We start from the raw sequence: 16,765 nt of genomic DNA, 5'->3' as shown, positions 1-16,765 counted from the left end.
GCAGCGCAGCCCCCACCCGCTCCGGCAATCGCGCGCGCCTAGCGCTTCTTGGGCTGCGGAACGCCGCTTACCCAGAAGATGCCGCCCGGCTGCAAGGCGATGACATATTGCCCGCGATCGTCGCATTCGGCGATCCACGTCGCCTTGCCGTCGATCGGCTCATGCTTTTTCATCCGCACGATCTTCTGGCAGGTGTAGCCGCCATCGCGGATCGCGCGGAACATCGTCGTTTCCTGCAAGGAGGGCGACAAAGCATCGATCTTCGCCTCCATCGGATCATGCGTCGCCACGGCGACAGGCTTGGCGCTGCCGCTCGGGCTGCCATCGCACGATGCCAGCGCCGCCGTCAGGAGCATCGCCACAGAGATACGGTTCATCATGTCGCTCTTGTCCCTCAAATGCCGCCCGCCACAACCGTCCGCCCCGTAGCTTCCAACGCACGGGTAAGGTCAGCGATGCAGCGGTCGGCCAGCGCGGCGTCGGTTGCGCGCACCACGAAATTGGCACCGGTGCGGCCATCGCGAAAGAAGGGATAACTCCCAATAGCCACGCCTTCATGGCTCTTTTCGGCCTCGCGCAGCAGATCGGCAATCTCGCTTTCGCCGACCCAGCAGCCGATCGTGCGCGACAGCACCGGCAACCCGCCTTCCAGCGTTCCGGTCAGCGCGTCCAGCATCCCTGCGGTAATGTGCGGCACCCCCGCCATGATGAAGATATTGCTGACGCGAATGCCCGGCGCGCCCGACATGCGGTTTTCGATCAGATCGGCCCCCTCCGGCACGCGCGCCATGCGCTTGCGCGCCTCGGTCAGGCCGCCGCGCGTGGTGTAATAGGCTTCCAGCACCGCCACCGCTTGCGGGTGATAGACCACCGGCACGCCCAGCGCCTCGGCAATCGCATCGACGGTGATGTCGTCATGCGTCGGGCCAATGCCGCCCGTCGTGAACAGATAATCGTTGCGCGCGCGCAGGACGTTGACCGCCTCGACGATGGCATCGGTCTTGTCGGGCACGACGCGCACCTCGGCCAGGCGGATGCCCTGCACGTTGAGCCAGGTCGCGATTTGCGCGATATTCTTGTCCTGCGTGCGGCCCGACAGGATCTCGTCGCCGATCACCGCCAGTGCAGCCGTCCAGATGCGTGTCGTCATGCTTCCCGCATAGCCCGCATCGGGGCCCTCGCAAAGCCCAAGCGGCTTCGCTATATCGCGGGGATGACCGAATATGTAACCGTAACCGCCGACGCGCCCACCGCCCGTACCGGTGCCATCAAGCTCCATGGCCCCGAAGCCTTCGCTGGCATGCGCGCCGCCGGGCAGCTTGCCGCCGAAGCGCTCGACATGATCGTGCCGCACATGGTGCCCGGCATGGCCACCGCCGAGTTGGACGCGATGATCCGCCGCTTCATCGTCGATCGCGGCGGCGTGCCGGCAACGCTCGGCTATCGCGGCTACACGCATTCGAGCTGCATCTCGACCAACCACGTTGTCTGCCACGGCATCCCCAGCGACAAGACGCTGAAAAATGGCGACATCGTCAATGTCGACGTGACGCCATTGCTGGATGGCTGGCACGGTGACACCAGCCGCATGTATCTGGTCGGCGATGTGCCGATCAAGGCGAAGCGGCTGGTCGAGGTGACCTATGAGTGCCTGATGCTCGGCATCGAAATGGCCAAGCCCGGCAATCATCTCGGCGACATTGGCGACGTGATCCAGCGTCATGCCGAAAAGCATCGCTACGGCGTGGTGCGCGATTTCTGCGGCCACGGCGTCGGCCGCCTGTTCCACGATGCACCCGAAGTCGTCCATGCCGGTCGCCCCGGCACCGGCCCCGAGTTGAAGCCCGGCATGATCTTCACGATCGAGCCGATGATCAACACCGGCCGCCCCGACGTGAAGGTGCTCGACGATGGCTGGACGGCGGTAACGCGCGACCGTTCGCTGTCGGCGCAGTTCGAACATTCGATCGGCATTACCGAGACCGGTTGCGAAATCTTCACGCTCAGCCCCGGCGGGTTCGACAAGCCGCCGTATTGAAATCTGATACCCGATCGATCTAGCGAGACATCGGAAAAGGCAGCGTGGGGCGGGGCAAACCCGTCCCCACGCTGCCGCCAGGTTCAGCTGACTTTGCTTACCGTGCCGTGCGTAATGGTGTGGTTGCCATAGGTGTACGTGCCGACGCCGTTCCATTCCGCATCGACGGCCAGCGCCGCCGAGAAGTGCGCGAGATAGCTGCCGATCGCGGGCGGCGGCACCGACACGACATATTCACCATGCAGCGCGATAAGCCGCGTATCGTGCCCGAAACCGGTATGATGCAGCACGCCGCTGATGGGAAATTCGATCGATCCATAGGGTGGCGGCAGCGACTGCGTAATATGCGCCGTGCCATGGATTTGACCAGAAACCGCATTGACCAGCAGCGACAAATGCAACGTCGGAGCCCCGACGATCGGCTCAATACCGAGCTGGACCAACAGCTTTACTTGATAAAGCCCTACTGCTTCAGACATGGTTTATCTCCTGCATCTTGAGAGAATAAAACAACACGTCGAGGATTGAGTCGTTACGCGCATCGTACATTTTCTGTATAATTTTACACGGACACCCTTGCCTAAAAATCAAGGGGTAATGCACGACTCCCGACTCGACCTTGCAAGAGTATCATTTCTCTCTTTGAGTCTAAAGCCGCTTTTCTCGGGTAAGCGCCTGAACCACCATCACTCCGTGTGTAAATTTCTTGCGATCGCGGAAGTTTTTATTTCATCTTTGTGGGTCCATCGAGTCGACACGATCGCACACCCTGGCGTGCCCCGACAGCATGGTTGTGCCTCCCAATCCGGCAATTCCCCCGCCTCCTGCCCATTTGTTGAGCATCGTGACATGGCACCCAAGCCGCTCCAACGCACTTTTGCGCCTCTCGCGCGGCTGGCACGGTTGTTGTAAGGTGAACCGACATAATGGGAGTGCGCACTGCGTGAAAAAGATCGAGGCGATCATCAAGCCGTTCAAACTCGATGAGGTGAAGGAGGCGCTGCATGAAGTCGGCGTCAGCGGCATCACCGTGACCGAAGCCAAGGGGTTCGGGCGGCAAAAAGGCCATACCGAGCTGTATCGCGGTGCCGAATATGTCGTCGATTTCCTGCCCAAGGTGAAATTGGAAGTCGTCGTCGAGGATGCGATGGCGGAGCGCGTGGTCGAAGCGATCGCCGCCGCCGCGCAGACCGGGCGTATCGGCGACGGCAAGATCTTCGTCATTCCGGTCGAAACCGCGTTGCGCATCCGCACCGGCGAGCGCGACGAGGATGCCATTTGACGCAGCGCAACATTGTGTGACAACCCGAGCATCCGGGTGAAATGTGAGTCCCGATTCTACGCGGGACATTGACTGATAACGAAAGGGCGTGGGGACATGGCGAATTCGGCTCCAAACACTGCGAGCGACGTGCTGAAGATGATCAAGGAGCAGGAGATCGAGTGGGTCGATCTGCGCTTCACCGACCCCAAGGGGAAATGGCAGCATCTGACCATGGTCGCCGGTGTCGTCGGCGAAGACGAGCTGACCGACGGCTTCATGTTCGACGGTTCATCGATAGAGGGCTGGAAGGCGATCAACGAATCCGACATGATCCTGAAGCCGGATCTGGACGCGGTGTGGACCGATCCGTTCTCGGCAACGCCGATGCTGATCCTGGTGTGCGACATTGTCGAGCCGTCGACCGGCGAACTCTACGCCCGCGATCCGCGCTCGACCGCCAAGCGCGCCGAGGCGTATCTCAAGACCACCGGCATTGGCGACACCGTGTACATCGGGCCGGAAGCCGAATTCTTCATGTTCGACAACGTCCAGTTCGAAAACAGCTATTCGACCAGCTATTACAAGATCGACGATATCGAGCTGCCGACCAACACCGGCACCAGCTATGACGGCGGCAATCTCGGCCACCGTCCGCGCGCCAAGGGCGGGTACTTCCCGGTCGCGCCGGTCGACAGCGCCGTCGACATTCGCGGTGAGATGGTGTCGACCATGCTCGAAATGGGCCTGCCCTGCGACAAGCATCACCACGAAGTCGCCGCTGCCCAGCACGAGCTCGGCCTCACCTTCGGCACAATGACGCTGACCGCCGACCGGATGCAGATCTACAAATATGTCTGCCACAATGTCGCGCAGGCTTACGGCAAGACCGTCACGTTCATGCCCAAGCCGATCAAGGAAGATAACGGCTCGGGGATGCACACCCATCTGTCGATCTGGGACAAGGGCCAGCCGCTGTTCGCGGGCAATGGCTATGCCGGTCTGTCGGACACTTGCCTGTATTTCATCGGCGGCATCATCAAGCACGCCAAGGCCGTGAACGCCTTCACCAACCCGACCACCAACAGCTACAAGCGCCTGGTGCCGGGCTACGAAGCGCCCGTGCTGCTCGCGTATTCGGCGCGCAACCGCTCGGCCTCGTGCCGCATTCCTTATGGCACCGGCCCCAAGGCAAAGCGCGTCGAAGTGCGCTTCCCCGACGCGATGGCCAACCCGTATCTCTGCTATGCGGCGCTGTTCATGGCCGGCCTCGACGGCATCCAGAACCGCATCCACCCGGGTGAGGCGATGGACAAGAACCTGTACGACCTGCCGCCGGCCGAACTGGCCGAAGTGCCGACCGTGTGCGGCTCGCTCCGCGAAGCGCTCGAATCGCTGGCCGCCGATCACGACTTCCTGCTCAAGGGCGACGTGTTCTCGAAGGACCAGATCGAATCGTACATCGAACTGAAGATGCAGGACGTGGCACGGTGGGAGATGACGCCGAGCCCGGTCGAGTTCGATATGTACTATTCGTACTAAGGTGCGGCCGCGCCCGCACCGGTGCGCGCCAGCGCATCGTGCGAATCGGCCGGCCTCGCTTTAGCGAGGACCGACGACGCTGCTCTGCCGCGGCGCGATCGAAGAAAGAGCGTCTGGAGCGATCCGGGCGCCCTTTCTGTTTGCAATGGCCGCGCTTGCGTCTGACGTCCCGCTCCACCTTCCCAATCAAGAAAGTTGCGATTGGCGCACCGTGCGGAGGCGGCTACTCTCCACTCGTGCCACCACCCAGGTGCTAAAGCACGGATTGCGCGCTCAAAATCAGGAGATACGATGTGTCGCGGTTCCGGTTCGTCGTCTGCTCGCTCCTCACCTTCTTCATCGCTGGAGCCGCCTCAGGGCAGACAGCCAAATCCGATAGCGCGCCAGCCCGCGTCCATATCCCGAAGGACGAACGCGAAGGCGTATGGCAAGCCCCCGCCGAGGGTACGCAGGTGCCGCTATGGTCGGCAAACGTCGCCCTCGCCAAACCCGACAGCGGCGATCGTCCCGAGGCAACGGGCAATGGCACCGGTCTGGTTGGAGGGCGCAAATGGCACTGGGCAACCTATGTCACGCGACCAACCATGACCGTCTATCGCCCCAAAGGGCCGCACAACGGGGCCGCGATGTTGGTGCTGCCAGGGGGCGGATTTGAAGTCGTCGCCACCGATTTGGAAGGCACCGAAATATGCGACTGGGTGGTCCAGCAGGGCATGACCTGCGCCATGCTCAAATACCGGACCCCGCAAGCCTGGCCGGCGGAAAATGGACAGCAACGGCGGCCGAAGGTGCTGTTGGCGTTGGAAGATGCCCAACGCGCGATGGGTTTGCTACGACAGGATGCCGCCAGCTACGGCATCGATCCCCATAAGATCGGCGTAATCGGGTTTTCAGCCGGTGCCTATCTCGCCGCGAATATGAGCAATACGGAAGAGCGCACCTATCCGCCAGCCGACGCGGCCGACCGCCAATCCCCACGACCCGACTTTGCGATCATCGCCTATACGGCGCGCATGGTGGACACCAGCAAGGGGCGGAACAGCCTGGACTTGCAACCCTGGGTGACGATCAGCCCGAAGGCCCCGCCGACGCTCATCCTTCACGCCATGAACGATTCAATGGACAATATCCGGCAACCAATGGCCTATGCGCTGGCGCTGAACGACGCAGGCGTACCGGTCGATCTGCGTCTCTATGCGAAGGGCGGCCACGCTTTCGGCATGCGCCCAACTGCCGATCCGATCACCACAGAATGGCCGGGGCAGGTCAAGCAATGGCTGCATGACATCGGCATTCTTTAATGCCGAACACCCGCCCCCTCACTCATCAAACGCCGTCCCGCCCTTCTCGACCGTCCGCCCGTTCAACTGCCCCCACAATTGCGCCGTCCCGGCTTCATGCGCCTTGTTCACATATTGCGAGGCGACCAGCCATCCCTTGATCGGGCGCAGCGGCAGCAGGCATCCCGCCAGCATCAGCGGCAGCGAGGTTACGGCATGGACCCAGAACGGTGGGCTGAACGCCACCTGGAACCACACCACCACGAACAGCAATGGAAACGCGACGATGCACAAGGAGAAGAAGGCCGGACCGTCATCGGGCGAGGCGAAGCTGTAATCCAACCCGCACACCTCGCAGCGGTCGACCACCTTCAGCCATGAGCGGAACATATGCCCCTTGCCGCAGCGCGGGCACAGGCCCTTGGCCCCGGATTTGAGGATCCAGCGCCATTTTTCGCCTTCAGTCTGTGTGTCCGCCATGTCTGATCCAACCTTTTCGCTGCCGCCTAGATAGGAACCCGCGCGCCGACTGCGATGAGACAAAACGCCCAAGGCGGTTACACGGTCAGCACGGTCGCGCCACACGTTTCCCCGGCTTCCAGCGCGCGGTGCGCGGCGGCGGCGTCTTCCAGCGCGAAGGTCTGGCCGATTTCGGGGGTGATCGCGCCCGAGCGCAGCATCGCGAACACGCGGTCGATCCCGGCCTGGCGCTCCTCGGGCGTGACATAATAGCTGAACAGCGTCGGGCGGGTGACGAACAGCGACCCGCGCGCCGACAGGATGCCGAGATCGACCCCGGTTACCTTGCCACCGGCATTGCCGAAACTGACGATCAGCCCGCGCCGCGCGGCGCTGGCCAGCGAAACCTCCCAGGTGGCCATGCCGACGCCATCGAAAATGATCGGCACGCCCGCCCCCTCGGTCAACTCGCGCACGCGCTGCGCCACATCCTCGCTCTTGTGGAGCAGCACGTGGTCGGCCCCCGCCGCCTTGGCCTGCACCGCCTTTTCCGGGCTGCCGACGGTGCCGATCACCGTCGCGCCGATCGCTTTCAGCCAGCCGACCAGCAAATGCCCGGTGCCGCCCGCTGCGGCATGAACCAGCACGGTCTGCCCGGCCTGCACGCGCGCGCAACGCTCGACCAAGAATTCGGTGGTGCAGCCTTTGAGCAGCACGGCGGCGGCGGTCTGGTCGCTGATATCATCGGGCAGCTTGAGCAGGATCTTGGCGGGGACATTGCGTTCGGTCGCATAGGCACCGAGCGCGGGGCCGAAAGTACCGACACGGTCGCCCGGCGCGACCTCGGTCACCCCCGGCCCTACGGCGGTAACCACACCCGCCGCCTCCGAACCCAGCCCACCCGGCAACGCCATCGGGTACAGCCCGGTGCGGTGATAGACATCGATGAAGTTCAGCCCGACCGCGACATTGCGCATCCGCACTTCGCCGGGGCCGGGATCGGGCAAAGTCACATCGACCCATTCGATCACTTCGGGGCCACCAATACGGTCGATCCGCGCAACGCGTGCCATCTGCCTATCTCCTTATCGAACCGCCCCAACCGACGACGTACGTTTCGGGTTGCAACCTATTTCGTCCCGCTCCATTTGTCGTCGCGTACCAGAAATTCAAGACGGTGGAGAGCGGCGATGAAGAGCTACCTCAAACAGTATATCAACGGTGCCTGGGTCGAGAGCATCGGCGGCACGCGCCACGCGGTGATCAACCCCGCGACCGAGCAGCCCTGCAGCGAAATCACGCTCGGCACGCCCGCCGATGTCGATGCCGCCGTAGCCGCCGCGCGCAGCGCGTTCGAAAGCTATTCGCAAACCAGCGTCGCCGAACGCGCCGCGCTGCTCGAGCGAATCATCGAGGAATATAAGAAGCGCATTCCTGATCTGGCGCAGGCAGTCAGTCAGGAAATGGGCGCGCCGATCGGCTTTGCCACGGCGGCGCAAGTGCCCGCCGGGCTCGGGCATTTCATCTCCACGCTGAAGGCGCTCAACGCCTTCCAGTTCGACGAACAGCTCGGCCGCGCGCGCGTGGTGCATGAGCCACTCGGCGTGGTCGCGATGATCACGCCGTGGAACTGGCCGCTCAACCAGGTCACCGCCAAGGTCGCGCCTGCCCTGGCGGCGGGCGACACCATGATCCTGAAGCCCAGCGAGGAATCGCCCGGCTGCGCGGTGATCCTGGCCGAAATCCTCGACGCCGCAGGCGTTCCGGCGGGCGTGTTCAACCTCGTCAATGGCGACGGCGCGGGCGTCGGCTCGGCACTGTCGGCGCACCCCGATGTCGACATGGTCAGCTTCACCGGATCGACTCGCGCCGGTATCGCGATCGCGCAAAATGCGGCGGCGACGGTCAAGCGCGTGCATCAGGAACTGGGCGGCAAGGCGGCCAATCTGGTGATCGAAGGCGCGGATCTGGCCGCGGTGCTGCCGCCGACGGTGCAAGGCGTGCTCGCCAATTCCGGCCAAAGCTGCATCGCCCCGACGCGGCTGCTGGTGCACAAAAGCCAGGTCGCGGACGCCACCGGCATCGTCAAGGCGATGATGGAGGGCACGCAAGTGGGCGACCCGGCCGAAATGGGCGCGCATATCGGCCCGGTCGTCAACAAGGCGCAATTCGACAAGATCCAGGGCCTGATCCAGTCGGCGATCGACGAGGGCGCGACGCTCGTCACCGGCGGCACCGGGCGGCCCGATGGCCGCAATGTCGGCTATTTCGTCAAGCCGACCCTGTTCGCCGACGTCACGCCCGACATGCGCATCGCGCAGGAAGAGGTGTTCGGCCCGGTCGCGACGATCATCGCCTATGACAGCGAAGATGAAGCCGTGAAGATCGCCAATGGCACGCCCTACGGCCTCTCCGCGACGATTTCGGGCGATGCCGCCAAGGCCGCCAAAATCGCACCACGGCTGCGCGCCGGGCTGGTGACGATCAATTCGTGGAGCCCGGACGGCAACGCCCCGTTCGGCGGCTATAAGCAATCGGGCAATGGCCGCGAAAACGGCAAGTTCGGCCTTACCGACTTCATGGAAGTGAAAACCGTGATCGGCGAGCCCGCCTGACCCCAAGCGCGGGCGGCGGATGCGCCGCCCGCCGACGATCGGCTAAGGCTTCACGCCGACTTGCGTACCGGCTGGCGGAAGCTTTTCAGCGTGAAGCTCGCGCCCTCGTGCACGATATGGTGCTTGGGCGGCTGCGGCTTTTGCGGGGGCCGCTGCGTTTCGGCAGTTTTGGGCAGATCCGGCATTGGCTTTACCTCCAGGGCGGCACCGCTCGCTGGGAGTGGTGAACGCCTCTGCCAGCAATATAGTCGCTTCCGCGCAGAATGCGAGCAGGAAGCCCGTCATCACGAACAACAGCACCTGGCTGCGCGCCCGCGCCTTGGCAACGTTGTTACGGCGGTTGGAGGTTGCCGCATCGGCCAGTTCCGCGATCATCAGCGTTCGCAGATCATCCCGAATCAACCCGTCGCGCTCAAGCGCCTTCTTGCCAATGTCCTGATAGAAGGTGCCCAAGGTTTGGGCGTAATCCAGAATTTCGACATCGCTGGGCGGATAGCGATACTCACGCAGCCGGATGACGTCCCAGAACCAGCGCCCGGCGACGACAAAACACACGAGCGCTCCCACGAGCAGAACGGCCACCGCAATCGTCCAGCCCGGTTCGCGCACCGAAAAGGCCGAGCGATAAATGCTCGGCAGGACCGCGACGGCAAGACCCAGGATCGCCGCGAAAAACGGCAGTGAGCGCCAGATCGCCTCGTCGGCATCCAGCTCGCGCTTGTAGGAGTCGGCAAACAGCGCCGAGAGATATTCGTCGGTCTTGGTTTCCGCCACCGCCTGCTCCCCGCCTCAATAATCCTTCGATACGCGCAAGTTTGCGCTTTGCCTCCCCAGCGTCGAGATGCTCGACAACACCGACAACCAACGCGTCACCTGGAACTCGACTTGTGTCGCCGAATAGCCCGCGCCGTCGGAAACGATCTCGGCGTAGAAACGCCGCGTAATGTATTTGCCCGCCGCGACCGAGGTGCCCTGCCCGGTTTGCGGATCGGCGGGGAGGATGCGCAGGCGGTCGAGCCCGGCCACGCGGCGCACCGCGTTGATCGGATCGAGCCCCCCCTTGCCGTTCTGCAACGCCGCCACTGCTGACGCCAATTGCAGCGCCTCGGGGGCGGACAAATTGGTGATCGAGGTGCCGAACAACAGCCGCGACAGCAATTCGTCCTGCGGCAAAGCGGGCACGCTGGAGAAGGTGATTTCGGGCTTGAGTGCGGGGCCGGTGACGTTGATCGACGCGTTCAGCCCGGTGGTGTTGGCGTTGGCCGAAATATCCAGCGCCGGATTGGCAGGCACTTCGCCGGCAAACAGGATCTTGCCGCGTTCGAGCGCGAAGCTGCGCCCGGCGAAATCGTAATTGCCCTGCACCAGATCGGCACGACCGGTGATCGCGGGATTGTCGGGCGCGCCGCCGATCTTGAGGTCGGCCGACCATTCGCTGCGCAATCCAAGCCCGGTGACCAGCACCTGGTTGGCGGCGCGCGCATGGATGGCGAGCTGCCACGGCGTACGCGGCGCTTCGTCATCCTCCGCGCCGCCGCCGGGCACGTTGATTTCGCGAATGGCGAGTTGCGGCACCGCGCTGGCCGCACTCGCCTGGCCCAGGCGATAGCGTGCCTTGTCGAGCTTCAGATCGCCCGAGATCGTGCCCCCTGCCCCATCCGACTGGAAGCGCAACGGGCCGGTGACGGTCGCGCCGATATCGTCGCGCGCGATCATCACCGCGCGGTCTGTCTGCAAGGTCAGATCGAGCCCGAGGCCGTTCTTGGCGGCGAAATCGAACGTCCCGCTTCCGTTGACTCGCCCGCCTTTGCCCGCGTCCGCCGCAAAGCGATCAATGGTGAGGCGCGACCCGCCGAAACGCCCGGCCGCCTGCACATTGGTCAGCACCGTGCCGGTCGTCGCGCTTTCGATGCGTGCGCCCTTGGCCTGAACGACGCCGGTGATTTGCGGATTAGCGATCGTCCCGCCAACGTCCGCACCGATCGCGACCGGGCCGGTCAGATCGAACAGTTCGACCCCGGTCAGCCGCCAGATCGTGTCGGCGGGCCCGTCATAGCGAAGCTGCGCAAACGCCCCGGCATTGGCAACGCGCGTCGCCAGATCAGGGCCTGCCGGCAAGGTCAGCAGCATTTGCGCGCGCCCGACGGTCTTGCCGCCGGTGGCCGCGACCGCGCGCGCGGCGATACGATCGGGCGACAGCACTCCGGCAATCCCGACATCGACCGGACGCGATGACAGGATCAGGCCCGAACGCGTCAGGCCACGCACCGTCATATCGATTTTGCCGGTCGGGGCCGCGCCGCCGCCTTGCGCATAGGACAGGGTGCCCGAAGCATTGCCGCCGAGGCCAAGCCCCGGATAGCCGATGTCGAGGATCGACAGCGGCATCCGCGCCAGCGTTGCGTCGATCGCGCTCGATTTGCCGGTGAAGCGGCCCGACAGCTTCGCGTCTCCGCCCGAGAAGGTGAGGTCGGTCGGGGCCAGTCGCCAGCCATCGCCATCGCGCGTGAACACCGCAGGGGTGACGAGCTTCAGCGGCCGACGATCGAGCGTACCCTGCGCGGTCACGGAGTAGCTGTCCGGCGTCACGCGAGTGAGCGACTGAATATCGAAGGCGCGCCCGCTCGACCCGGCGATCGAGGCGGTAATGGAGCCGGTGCCGCCGCGCAGCGAGGCGCGCGCAGCAAAGCGCCCGATCACCAGCGACCCGCGCCGCAACCCAGCGCCGGTCACGCTCGCTTCAATCGACGTGCCCGCCGGATCGAGCAGCGCCACCGCATCGAGATGCCCGCGCCGCAACACTACCGCATCGCTCAATCGTGCTGCGGTGGCATCGAGATGCGCCTCGATCCGCTGATGCTCGCCCACCGGGCGGAACAGCACCGCGCCCGACAAGCCCCCACCGGCCACCGCCAGCGTGCCGTCAAACCCGCCCGGCACGATCCGCAGCGGCCCCTTGGCATGCGTCCCGCTCACCGCCAGATCGGCGATGGAGATCGTCCCGTCGCCGCCCTTGGGCAACAGGATCGCGCCATTGCCGCTGAACGCCCCCAGCCGCGATCCGCCGCGCGCGGTGAAGGTGAACCCCTCTGCCGTCGGATCGAGGTGCGCGATCACGTCGCTGAGGCCCATCGTGTCATTGGGGCTTTTGAACACCAGATCGAGCGTCGGATGGTCGATCTTGCCATCGAGCTTCAGCGTCAGCGGGCCATAGGTTGCTTGCTGGCCCGCCCCTTCGAAATGGAAGGTGCCGTCGCGGCGGCGATAGCCATTGCCGGTGATGCGGATTTGCGGCGCGGTCAGCACGAGATGGTTGAGGTGCAGGATCCCGTCGGGGGTCCGCTCCAACCCGGTGACGAGGCGCGGCAACCCGCCCGCCAGCGACCGGAAGAACGCATTTTCCAGCGTCAGCATCCGCGCCGTGCCCTGGCCGACGACGCGCGTGCCGTGGCCGCCGGGGCCCGGCACCGCCTTGAGCTCCGTCTGCACGTCGACCACGCCGAGGCCGGGGATGCGGTAGCGCCCCAGGCCACCATTCAGACCAATATCATAGCGCCCGTCGCTGAGATCGAGCAGCAGGTTGATCCGCCCGTTGAGCTTGTCCGAGCTGAGCTTGAGGTCGTCGCCGATGACCAGCTTCGAGGTCACCCGCAGCACGCCATCGATCGTGAGATTGCGCAGAATGCCGCCCGCCACATCGCCAACCCCGGTGACGCGCGCCGCGACCGCGTGGATCGGCAGCAACACCGGCTGTTTGGACAAATGCCCGCGACCCGCGGCGTGGAAGTCCTCGAAACCCGTATCGTCAAAGGCAAAGCGCGCTGCGCTCAGGCGGTAGTCGAAGGCTGCGCTGGCAAAGCGACCGTCGAGGATGGTGCGCAATTCGATCGCACGCCCGGTCATGTTGGGGAACAACGCCGGTGGCCGCAGCAGGATCGCGTGGAGCCGCACATTGCGATAGGCGCTTTCCGCCAGATCGAGCGTGCCATCGCCAGTCAGGCTGAGCGAGACCGAACGGAGCGACAGCGTGCCCTTGAGCTGACGGTCGACCAGCGTTGCGCCACCATTCACCAGCACGCGCGGGGCGGTCAGCCGTTCGAGCTTGCCATGCACCAGCGGGGCCGGCGTCAGGACACCCGAAAGCGTATAGGCCCCGGCGCGGTCGGTCAGCGCGAGATCGACCAGCCGCGTCGGGCCGACATCGGCAATCGCCTTGCCCTGCCACGCCTGCCAGCTTCCTTTGCCCGCAATATCGAGCGCGATCGGTCGCGCGACCCCGATCAGCTTGGCGAGCACGCCGGTGGCGCTGCCGCGCGCCCGCGCCGCAACCTCCAGCCGGTTGCGATCGGGCTCGGCGTCGAGATGGACGCGCAGCCGGTCGCTGCCCGCCACCATCGCTGCAAGGTCGATCAGCGCGCGGCGATTGTGGATGTCCGCGCGCGCGCGCAGCCGCCCGATCCGCTCCACACCCGTCACCGCGCGCCCGACGATCAGCCGGTCCACCGCCAGTGCGCCGATGCGGATATCGAACCCCGGCAGGATCGGCCCCTTGGTCTCGGTCGGGCGCGTCTCGGGCACTTTGGACAGCGTCGCGCTCGGAATGCGCAAGCTGGTGATATCCAGCCGATTGTCGAGCCAGCGCAGCGGAGACCAATGCAGTTCGGCGCGCGGCGCGGCAAACACCAGCCCCTTCGGATCGCGCACCCGCACATCGATCAGCGTCGCGCGGCTGTAGATCGAGCCCTCGATCCGACCGATGCTGTAGCGCAGACCATTGGCGGGCCGCAGCCCGGCGATGGTATCGGCAATCATCCGGTGCCCGATCGCGGTATCGACCAACCCCAGCGCCGCAAGCAGCACCAGCAGCAGACCGAGCGTTGCCCCCAACACGATCCGCCCCCAGCGCCGGCGGCGCGGCGGCACAGGCGCGGCTTCGACCGTTTCGGGAAGCGACTCCCCGGTCAAAACGCCTGCCCCAGCGAGACATAGACGGCGACGCGCGGATCCCCCTTGGCGGGGTTTACAGGCGTGCCGACATCGATGCGGATCGGCCCGAAATTGGAATAATAGCGCACGCCAATCCCGGTGCCGTAGCGCATTCCGCCCAGCGTCGGGATGCCGCCGGTATAGATATTGCCGCCATCGAAGAACGGCACCACGCCGAAATGGCCGAACGCCTTGACCCGCGCCTCCAGCGAAAATTCGGCCAGGCTGCGCCCGCCGATCGGATCGTTATTGGGGTCGCGCGGGCCGATGTCCTGATAGCCATAGCCGCGCACCGACGCACCGCCACCGGCGTAGAAGCGCCGCGACGGGGCCACCGCATCGCGCGGCGCGCCCGCGATCGTGCCCAAGCGGATACGTCCTGCCAGCACCGCACCGGTCGTGATCGGCTGGTAAGCGCTGGCGTCGATCTGAATCTTGGCATAGCCGAAGATCGATCCTTCCAGCGACGCTTCGGGCGAGAAACGTCCACTCAGGCGGAAACCCCGCGTCGGGTTGAGCAGATCGTTGGACCCGTCATAGCTGAGCGTCGTCGGCAGCGCCGCGATGAAATAGGTGCGGCGGCGCGGAGCACCCGTCGTCACGATCACGTCGCGTTCATCCGACGCGGCCAGTTCCCCGCCGAGCGACCACGTCCATTTCTTCTGGAAGAAGATGTTGGTCTGCCGCTCCAGGCTGCCCGACAGCGACACGGTGCGCGCCTGATAGGCAGTGCGCTTCAAGTTGGACGCCACCGCCTGGAAAGTCAGCACGCGGTCGCGCCCTTCGAAATTGTTGCGGCGGAAGATGACGCTCGCCAATTGCTCTTCGGTGCCGAGCACCCCGCGCAGCGTCAGCGCGCCTTCGGGCGGGAACAGGTTGCGGTGCGTCCAGCTCACTTCCGCGCGCGCGCCTTCGCCGGTGCCATAGCCAAGCTCGCCGGCAATGGTGTGCGGCGGTGCCGGTTCCAAGCCGACCGCAATATCCACCGTGCCGGGTTCGCTACCTTCGACGGGCTCGATCTTGGTCGAGGAGACCAGCCCGGTCTGAATCACCGCCCGCCGCAAATCGACCAGCGCAGAGGCATCATAGGTCTGGCCGGGGACGAAGCGCGCAATGTCCTGCACATGTTTGGCCCCGAACACCTTGTCGCCCGAAGTCATCACGATCTTGCCGAAGCGGCGCTCGGCCCCCGGCACCACCGCCATGTCCAGCGTGGCGGTGTGTGCGGCGCGATCGACGACGATTTGCGGATCGCCAACCACCGCGAACGGGAAACCGCGATCGTTGATTGTGGTGCGCAAACTCGTCGCGCCCGCGACCACCGCATCCGAATTGACGGCATCGCCCGGATTGACCCCGAACGCGCGGCGGAGTGTGGTGGCCTTCGCGCCCGCCGCCTCCACGCCTGCGACGTTCACGCCCGCAAAGGTGTAGAGTTGCCCGGGCTCGGCATCCAGCACGACCAGCGGTCGCGCGGCCGGTTCCACGCGCGTCGTTACATGTGCGTCGTAATAGCCTTCGGCGCGCAGCAATGTCGTCAGCAAGGTCGCATCCTCGCGCGCGCGGCGATCGAGCTGCGCGGCGTTCGCGGGCTGGCCGACATTGGCCTTCAGCGTCGACAGCTGGGCAAACCGGTCGCTGAGCAGGCTGCTCGCGACATCGTCGATCCCGTCGACGCGGAAATCATAGCGGGTGTCCCCGGTCAGCGCGGTCGGCGTATCCGCCGCAACCGGCTCAGGTGGGGCCTTGGACAAATCGGGCCAATCCACCCCCAACCCCGGCAACGGCGCGAGCGGCGATTGCGGATCGAGCGGCGATACCTTGGGGTCAGCCTGCTCGGTCGACGGACGCACTTGCGCCATCGCTCGCGGGCAAGCCACACAAAGGAACCCGGCGGCGGCCAACGACACGCCCCGCCGCCCGACCGACAACGACATGGCTCGTCCTAGCCCGGCTGCGCTCCCAGTGACAGGGGGTTAGTCGCCGATTTGCGCGTCGATCAATGAACCGTGCCGACGGCGCGATCGGCCGAAAGCAGCACAATCAGCCGTTCGATCTGCCGCCAGCGGCAAAAGTGCAGATAATTGCCAAGGTCGCGACTGCGGTCGGCCCGCGCCGCCGCCTCCAGCGCCGCCTCATCGCCAAAGATCGCGATCAAATCGGTCGCATCGACGAAAGCGGCGCGGTCCGCGAGATAGGGCAAGCAGGTCATCAACGCTCCACGCTCAATTGGCTCGCCGACAAGCGTGCGAGCGTCGCGGGTATCACGACGCGTGCCAGTTTCCGCAAAAGCGCGGCAACGCGCGCGCCGTAAGGGTTAACCAAGTCCATCCCACCCGCCGGACGCTCTCACGATGGGACGCTGGCGTCCTGCACCGGGACATGGCAAAGCACCGGCATGGCACGCTCCCCCGCTCCCCGGACGCCGCTTGCAGGCGGGTTTTTGATCGCAATCGGCGCGATGGCAGGTGCCGGGGTCGGGCTGTTCTCGCCGATCGGGCCGACGCGGGGGTTTCTGATCGGCATCACGCTGGGGGGCGTATTGTCGCTGGCGCTGTGGCTGATCGACCGGCGGAAATAGGGC

General features: G+C 65.1%; 15 protein-coding genes. 6 read left to right on the top strand and 9 right to left on the bottom strand.

All coding sequences use genetic code 11. The annotated features are described in order from the left end of the window. Window positions 1–38: 38 nt before the first annotated feature. Window positions 39–377 (bottom strand): hypothetical protein, encoded by a 339-nt coding sequence (locus ON00_RS17230; protein WP_245535598.1) that lies wholly within the window; start codon window positions 375–377, stop codon window positions 39–41. A 17-nt stretch (window positions 378–394) separates the two neighbouring features. Beyond that, window positions 395–1,150 carry a competence/damage-inducible protein A gene (locus ON00_RS17225; RefSeq protein ID WP_010408007.1) on the bottom strand — a complete coding sequence of 252 codons (756 nt, stop codon included), beginning with the start codon at window positions 1,148–1,150 and terminating at the stop codon, window positions 395–397. 63 nt (window positions 1,151–1,213) lie between these two features. Here ON00_RS17225 and map point away from each other — a divergent pair, with 63 nt between their 5' ends. Further along, the gene (gene map / locus ON00_RS17220) at window positions 1,214–2,038 is read left to right on the top strand and encodes a type I methionyl aminopeptidase (RefSeq protein ID WP_010408004.1); all 825 of its coding nucleotides are present in this window, start codon (window positions 1,214–1,216) and stop codon (window positions 2,036–2,038) included. A gap of 83 nt (window positions 2,039–2,121) precedes the next feature. Here the strand turns inward: map and ON00_RS17215 are convergent, their stop codons facing one another. Beyond that, window positions 2,122–2,517, bottom strand: coding sequence for a DUF1842 domain-containing protein (locus ON00_RS17215; RefSeq protein ID WP_010408000.1), 396 nt, complete (start codon window positions 2,515–2,517; stop codon window positions 2,122–2,124). Between the two features lie 464 nt (window positions 2,518–2,981). Here ON00_RS17215 and ON00_RS17210 point away from each other — a divergent pair, with 464 nt between their 5' ends. The 3 genes from ON00_RS17210 to ON00_RS17200 all read left to right on the top strand — a co-directional run bounded on the left by ON00_RS17210 (window position 2,982) and on the right by ON00_RS17200 (window position 6,142). Then, window positions 2,982–3,320 carry a P-II family nitrogen regulator gene (locus ON00_RS17210; RefSeq protein WP_010407999.1) on the top strand — a complete coding sequence of 113 codons (339 nt, stop codon included), beginning with the start codon at window positions 2,982–2,984 and terminating at the stop codon, window positions 3,318–3,320. Between the two features lie 96 nt (window positions 3,321–3,416). Then, complete coding sequence (gene glnA / locus ON00_RS17205) at window positions 3,417–4,841, top strand: type I glutamate--ammonia ligase (protein WP_010407996.1); 1,425 nt, start codon at window positions 3,417–3,419, stop codon at window positions 4,839–4,841. A gap of 584 nt (window positions 4,842–5,425) precedes the next feature. Continuing rightward, a complete protein-coding gene (locus tag ON00_RS17200) occupies window positions 5,426–6,142 on the top strand; it encodes an alpha/beta hydrolase (protein ID WP_245535597.1) in 717 nt (238 codons plus the stop codon). 18 nt (window positions 6,143–6,160) lie between these two features. Here the strand turns inward: ON00_RS17200 and ON00_RS17195 are convergent, their stop codons facing one another. Both ON00_RS17195 and ON00_RS17190 read right to left on the bottom strand, forming a co-directional pair. Continuing rightward, window positions 6,161–6,601, bottom strand: coding sequence for a DUF983 domain-containing protein (locus ON00_RS17195; RefSeq protein WP_010407992.1), 441 nt, complete (start codon window positions 6,599–6,601; stop codon window positions 6,161–6,163). 77 nt (window positions 6,602–6,678) lie between these two features. Next, the gene (locus tag ON00_RS17190) at window positions 6,679–7,653 is read right to left on the bottom strand and encodes a quinone oxidoreductase family protein (RefSeq protein ID WP_010407989.1); all 975 of its coding nucleotides are present in this window, start codon (window positions 7,651–7,653) and stop codon (window positions 6,679–6,681) included. A gap of 117 nt (window positions 7,654–7,770) precedes the next feature. On the opposite strand from ON00_RS17190, the gene ON00_RS17185 reads away from it, so the two are divergent. Then, window positions 7,771–9,195, top strand: coding sequence for an aldehyde dehydrogenase family protein (locus ON00_RS17185; protein WP_010407987.1), 1,425 nt, complete (start codon window positions 7,771–7,773; stop codon window positions 9,193–9,195). A gap of 42 nt (window positions 9,196–9,237) precedes the next feature. Here ON00_RS17185 and ON00_RS17180 read toward each other — a convergent pair whose 3' ends face one another. The 4 genes from ON00_RS17180 to ON00_RS17165 form a co-directional block, all read right to left on the bottom strand. Further along, complete coding sequence (locus tag ON00_RS17180; RefSeq protein ID WP_010407984.1) at window positions 9,238–9,969, bottom strand: hypothetical protein; 732 nt, start codon at window positions 9,967–9,969, stop codon at window positions 9,238–9,240. A 15-nt stretch (window positions 9,970–9,984) separates the two neighbouring features. Then, window positions 9,985–14,160 carry a translocation/assembly module TamB domain-containing protein gene (locus ON00_RS17175; RefSeq protein ID WP_010407982.1) on the bottom strand — a complete coding sequence of 1,392 codons (4,176 nt, stop codon included), beginning with the start codon at window positions 14,158–14,160 and terminating at the stop codon, window positions 9,985–9,987. After that, a complete protein-coding gene (locus tag ON00_RS17170; RefSeq protein WP_010407980.1) occupies window positions 14,157–16,118 on the bottom strand; it encodes an autotransporter assembly complex protein TamA in 1,962 nt (653 codons plus the stop codon). Before ON00_RS17170 ends, ON00_RS17175 begins: the two co-directional genes overlap by 4 nt. A 62-nt stretch (window positions 16,119–16,180) precedes the next feature. Continuing rightward, window positions 16,181–16,393 carry a hypothetical protein gene (locus ON00_RS17165; protein WP_010407978.1) on the bottom strand — a complete coding sequence of 71 codons (213 nt, stop codon included), beginning with the start codon at window positions 16,391–16,393 and terminating at the stop codon, window positions 16,181–16,183. A 186-nt stretch (window positions 16,394–16,579) separates the two neighbouring features. Between ON00_RS17165 and ON00_RS17160 the strand changes: the two genes are divergently transcribed. Next, window positions 16,580–16,762: a hypothetical protein gene (locus tag ON00_RS17160; RefSeq protein WP_010407976.1), complete on the top strand. Its 183-nt coding sequence runs from the start codon at window positions 16,580–16,582 to the stop codon at window positions 16,760–16,762. Window positions 16,763–16,765: the final 3 nt, after the last annotated feature.

This window comes from Sphingomonas echinoides ATCC 14820 (assembly GCF_000241465.1).
GTDB lineage: Bacteria > Pseudomonadota > Alphaproteobacteria > Sphingomonadales > Sphingomonadaceae > Sphingomonas > Sphingomonas echinoides.
Note: the sequence above shows the minus strand (reverse complement) of the source record. Positions and strands in the feature narration are given on the sequence as shown.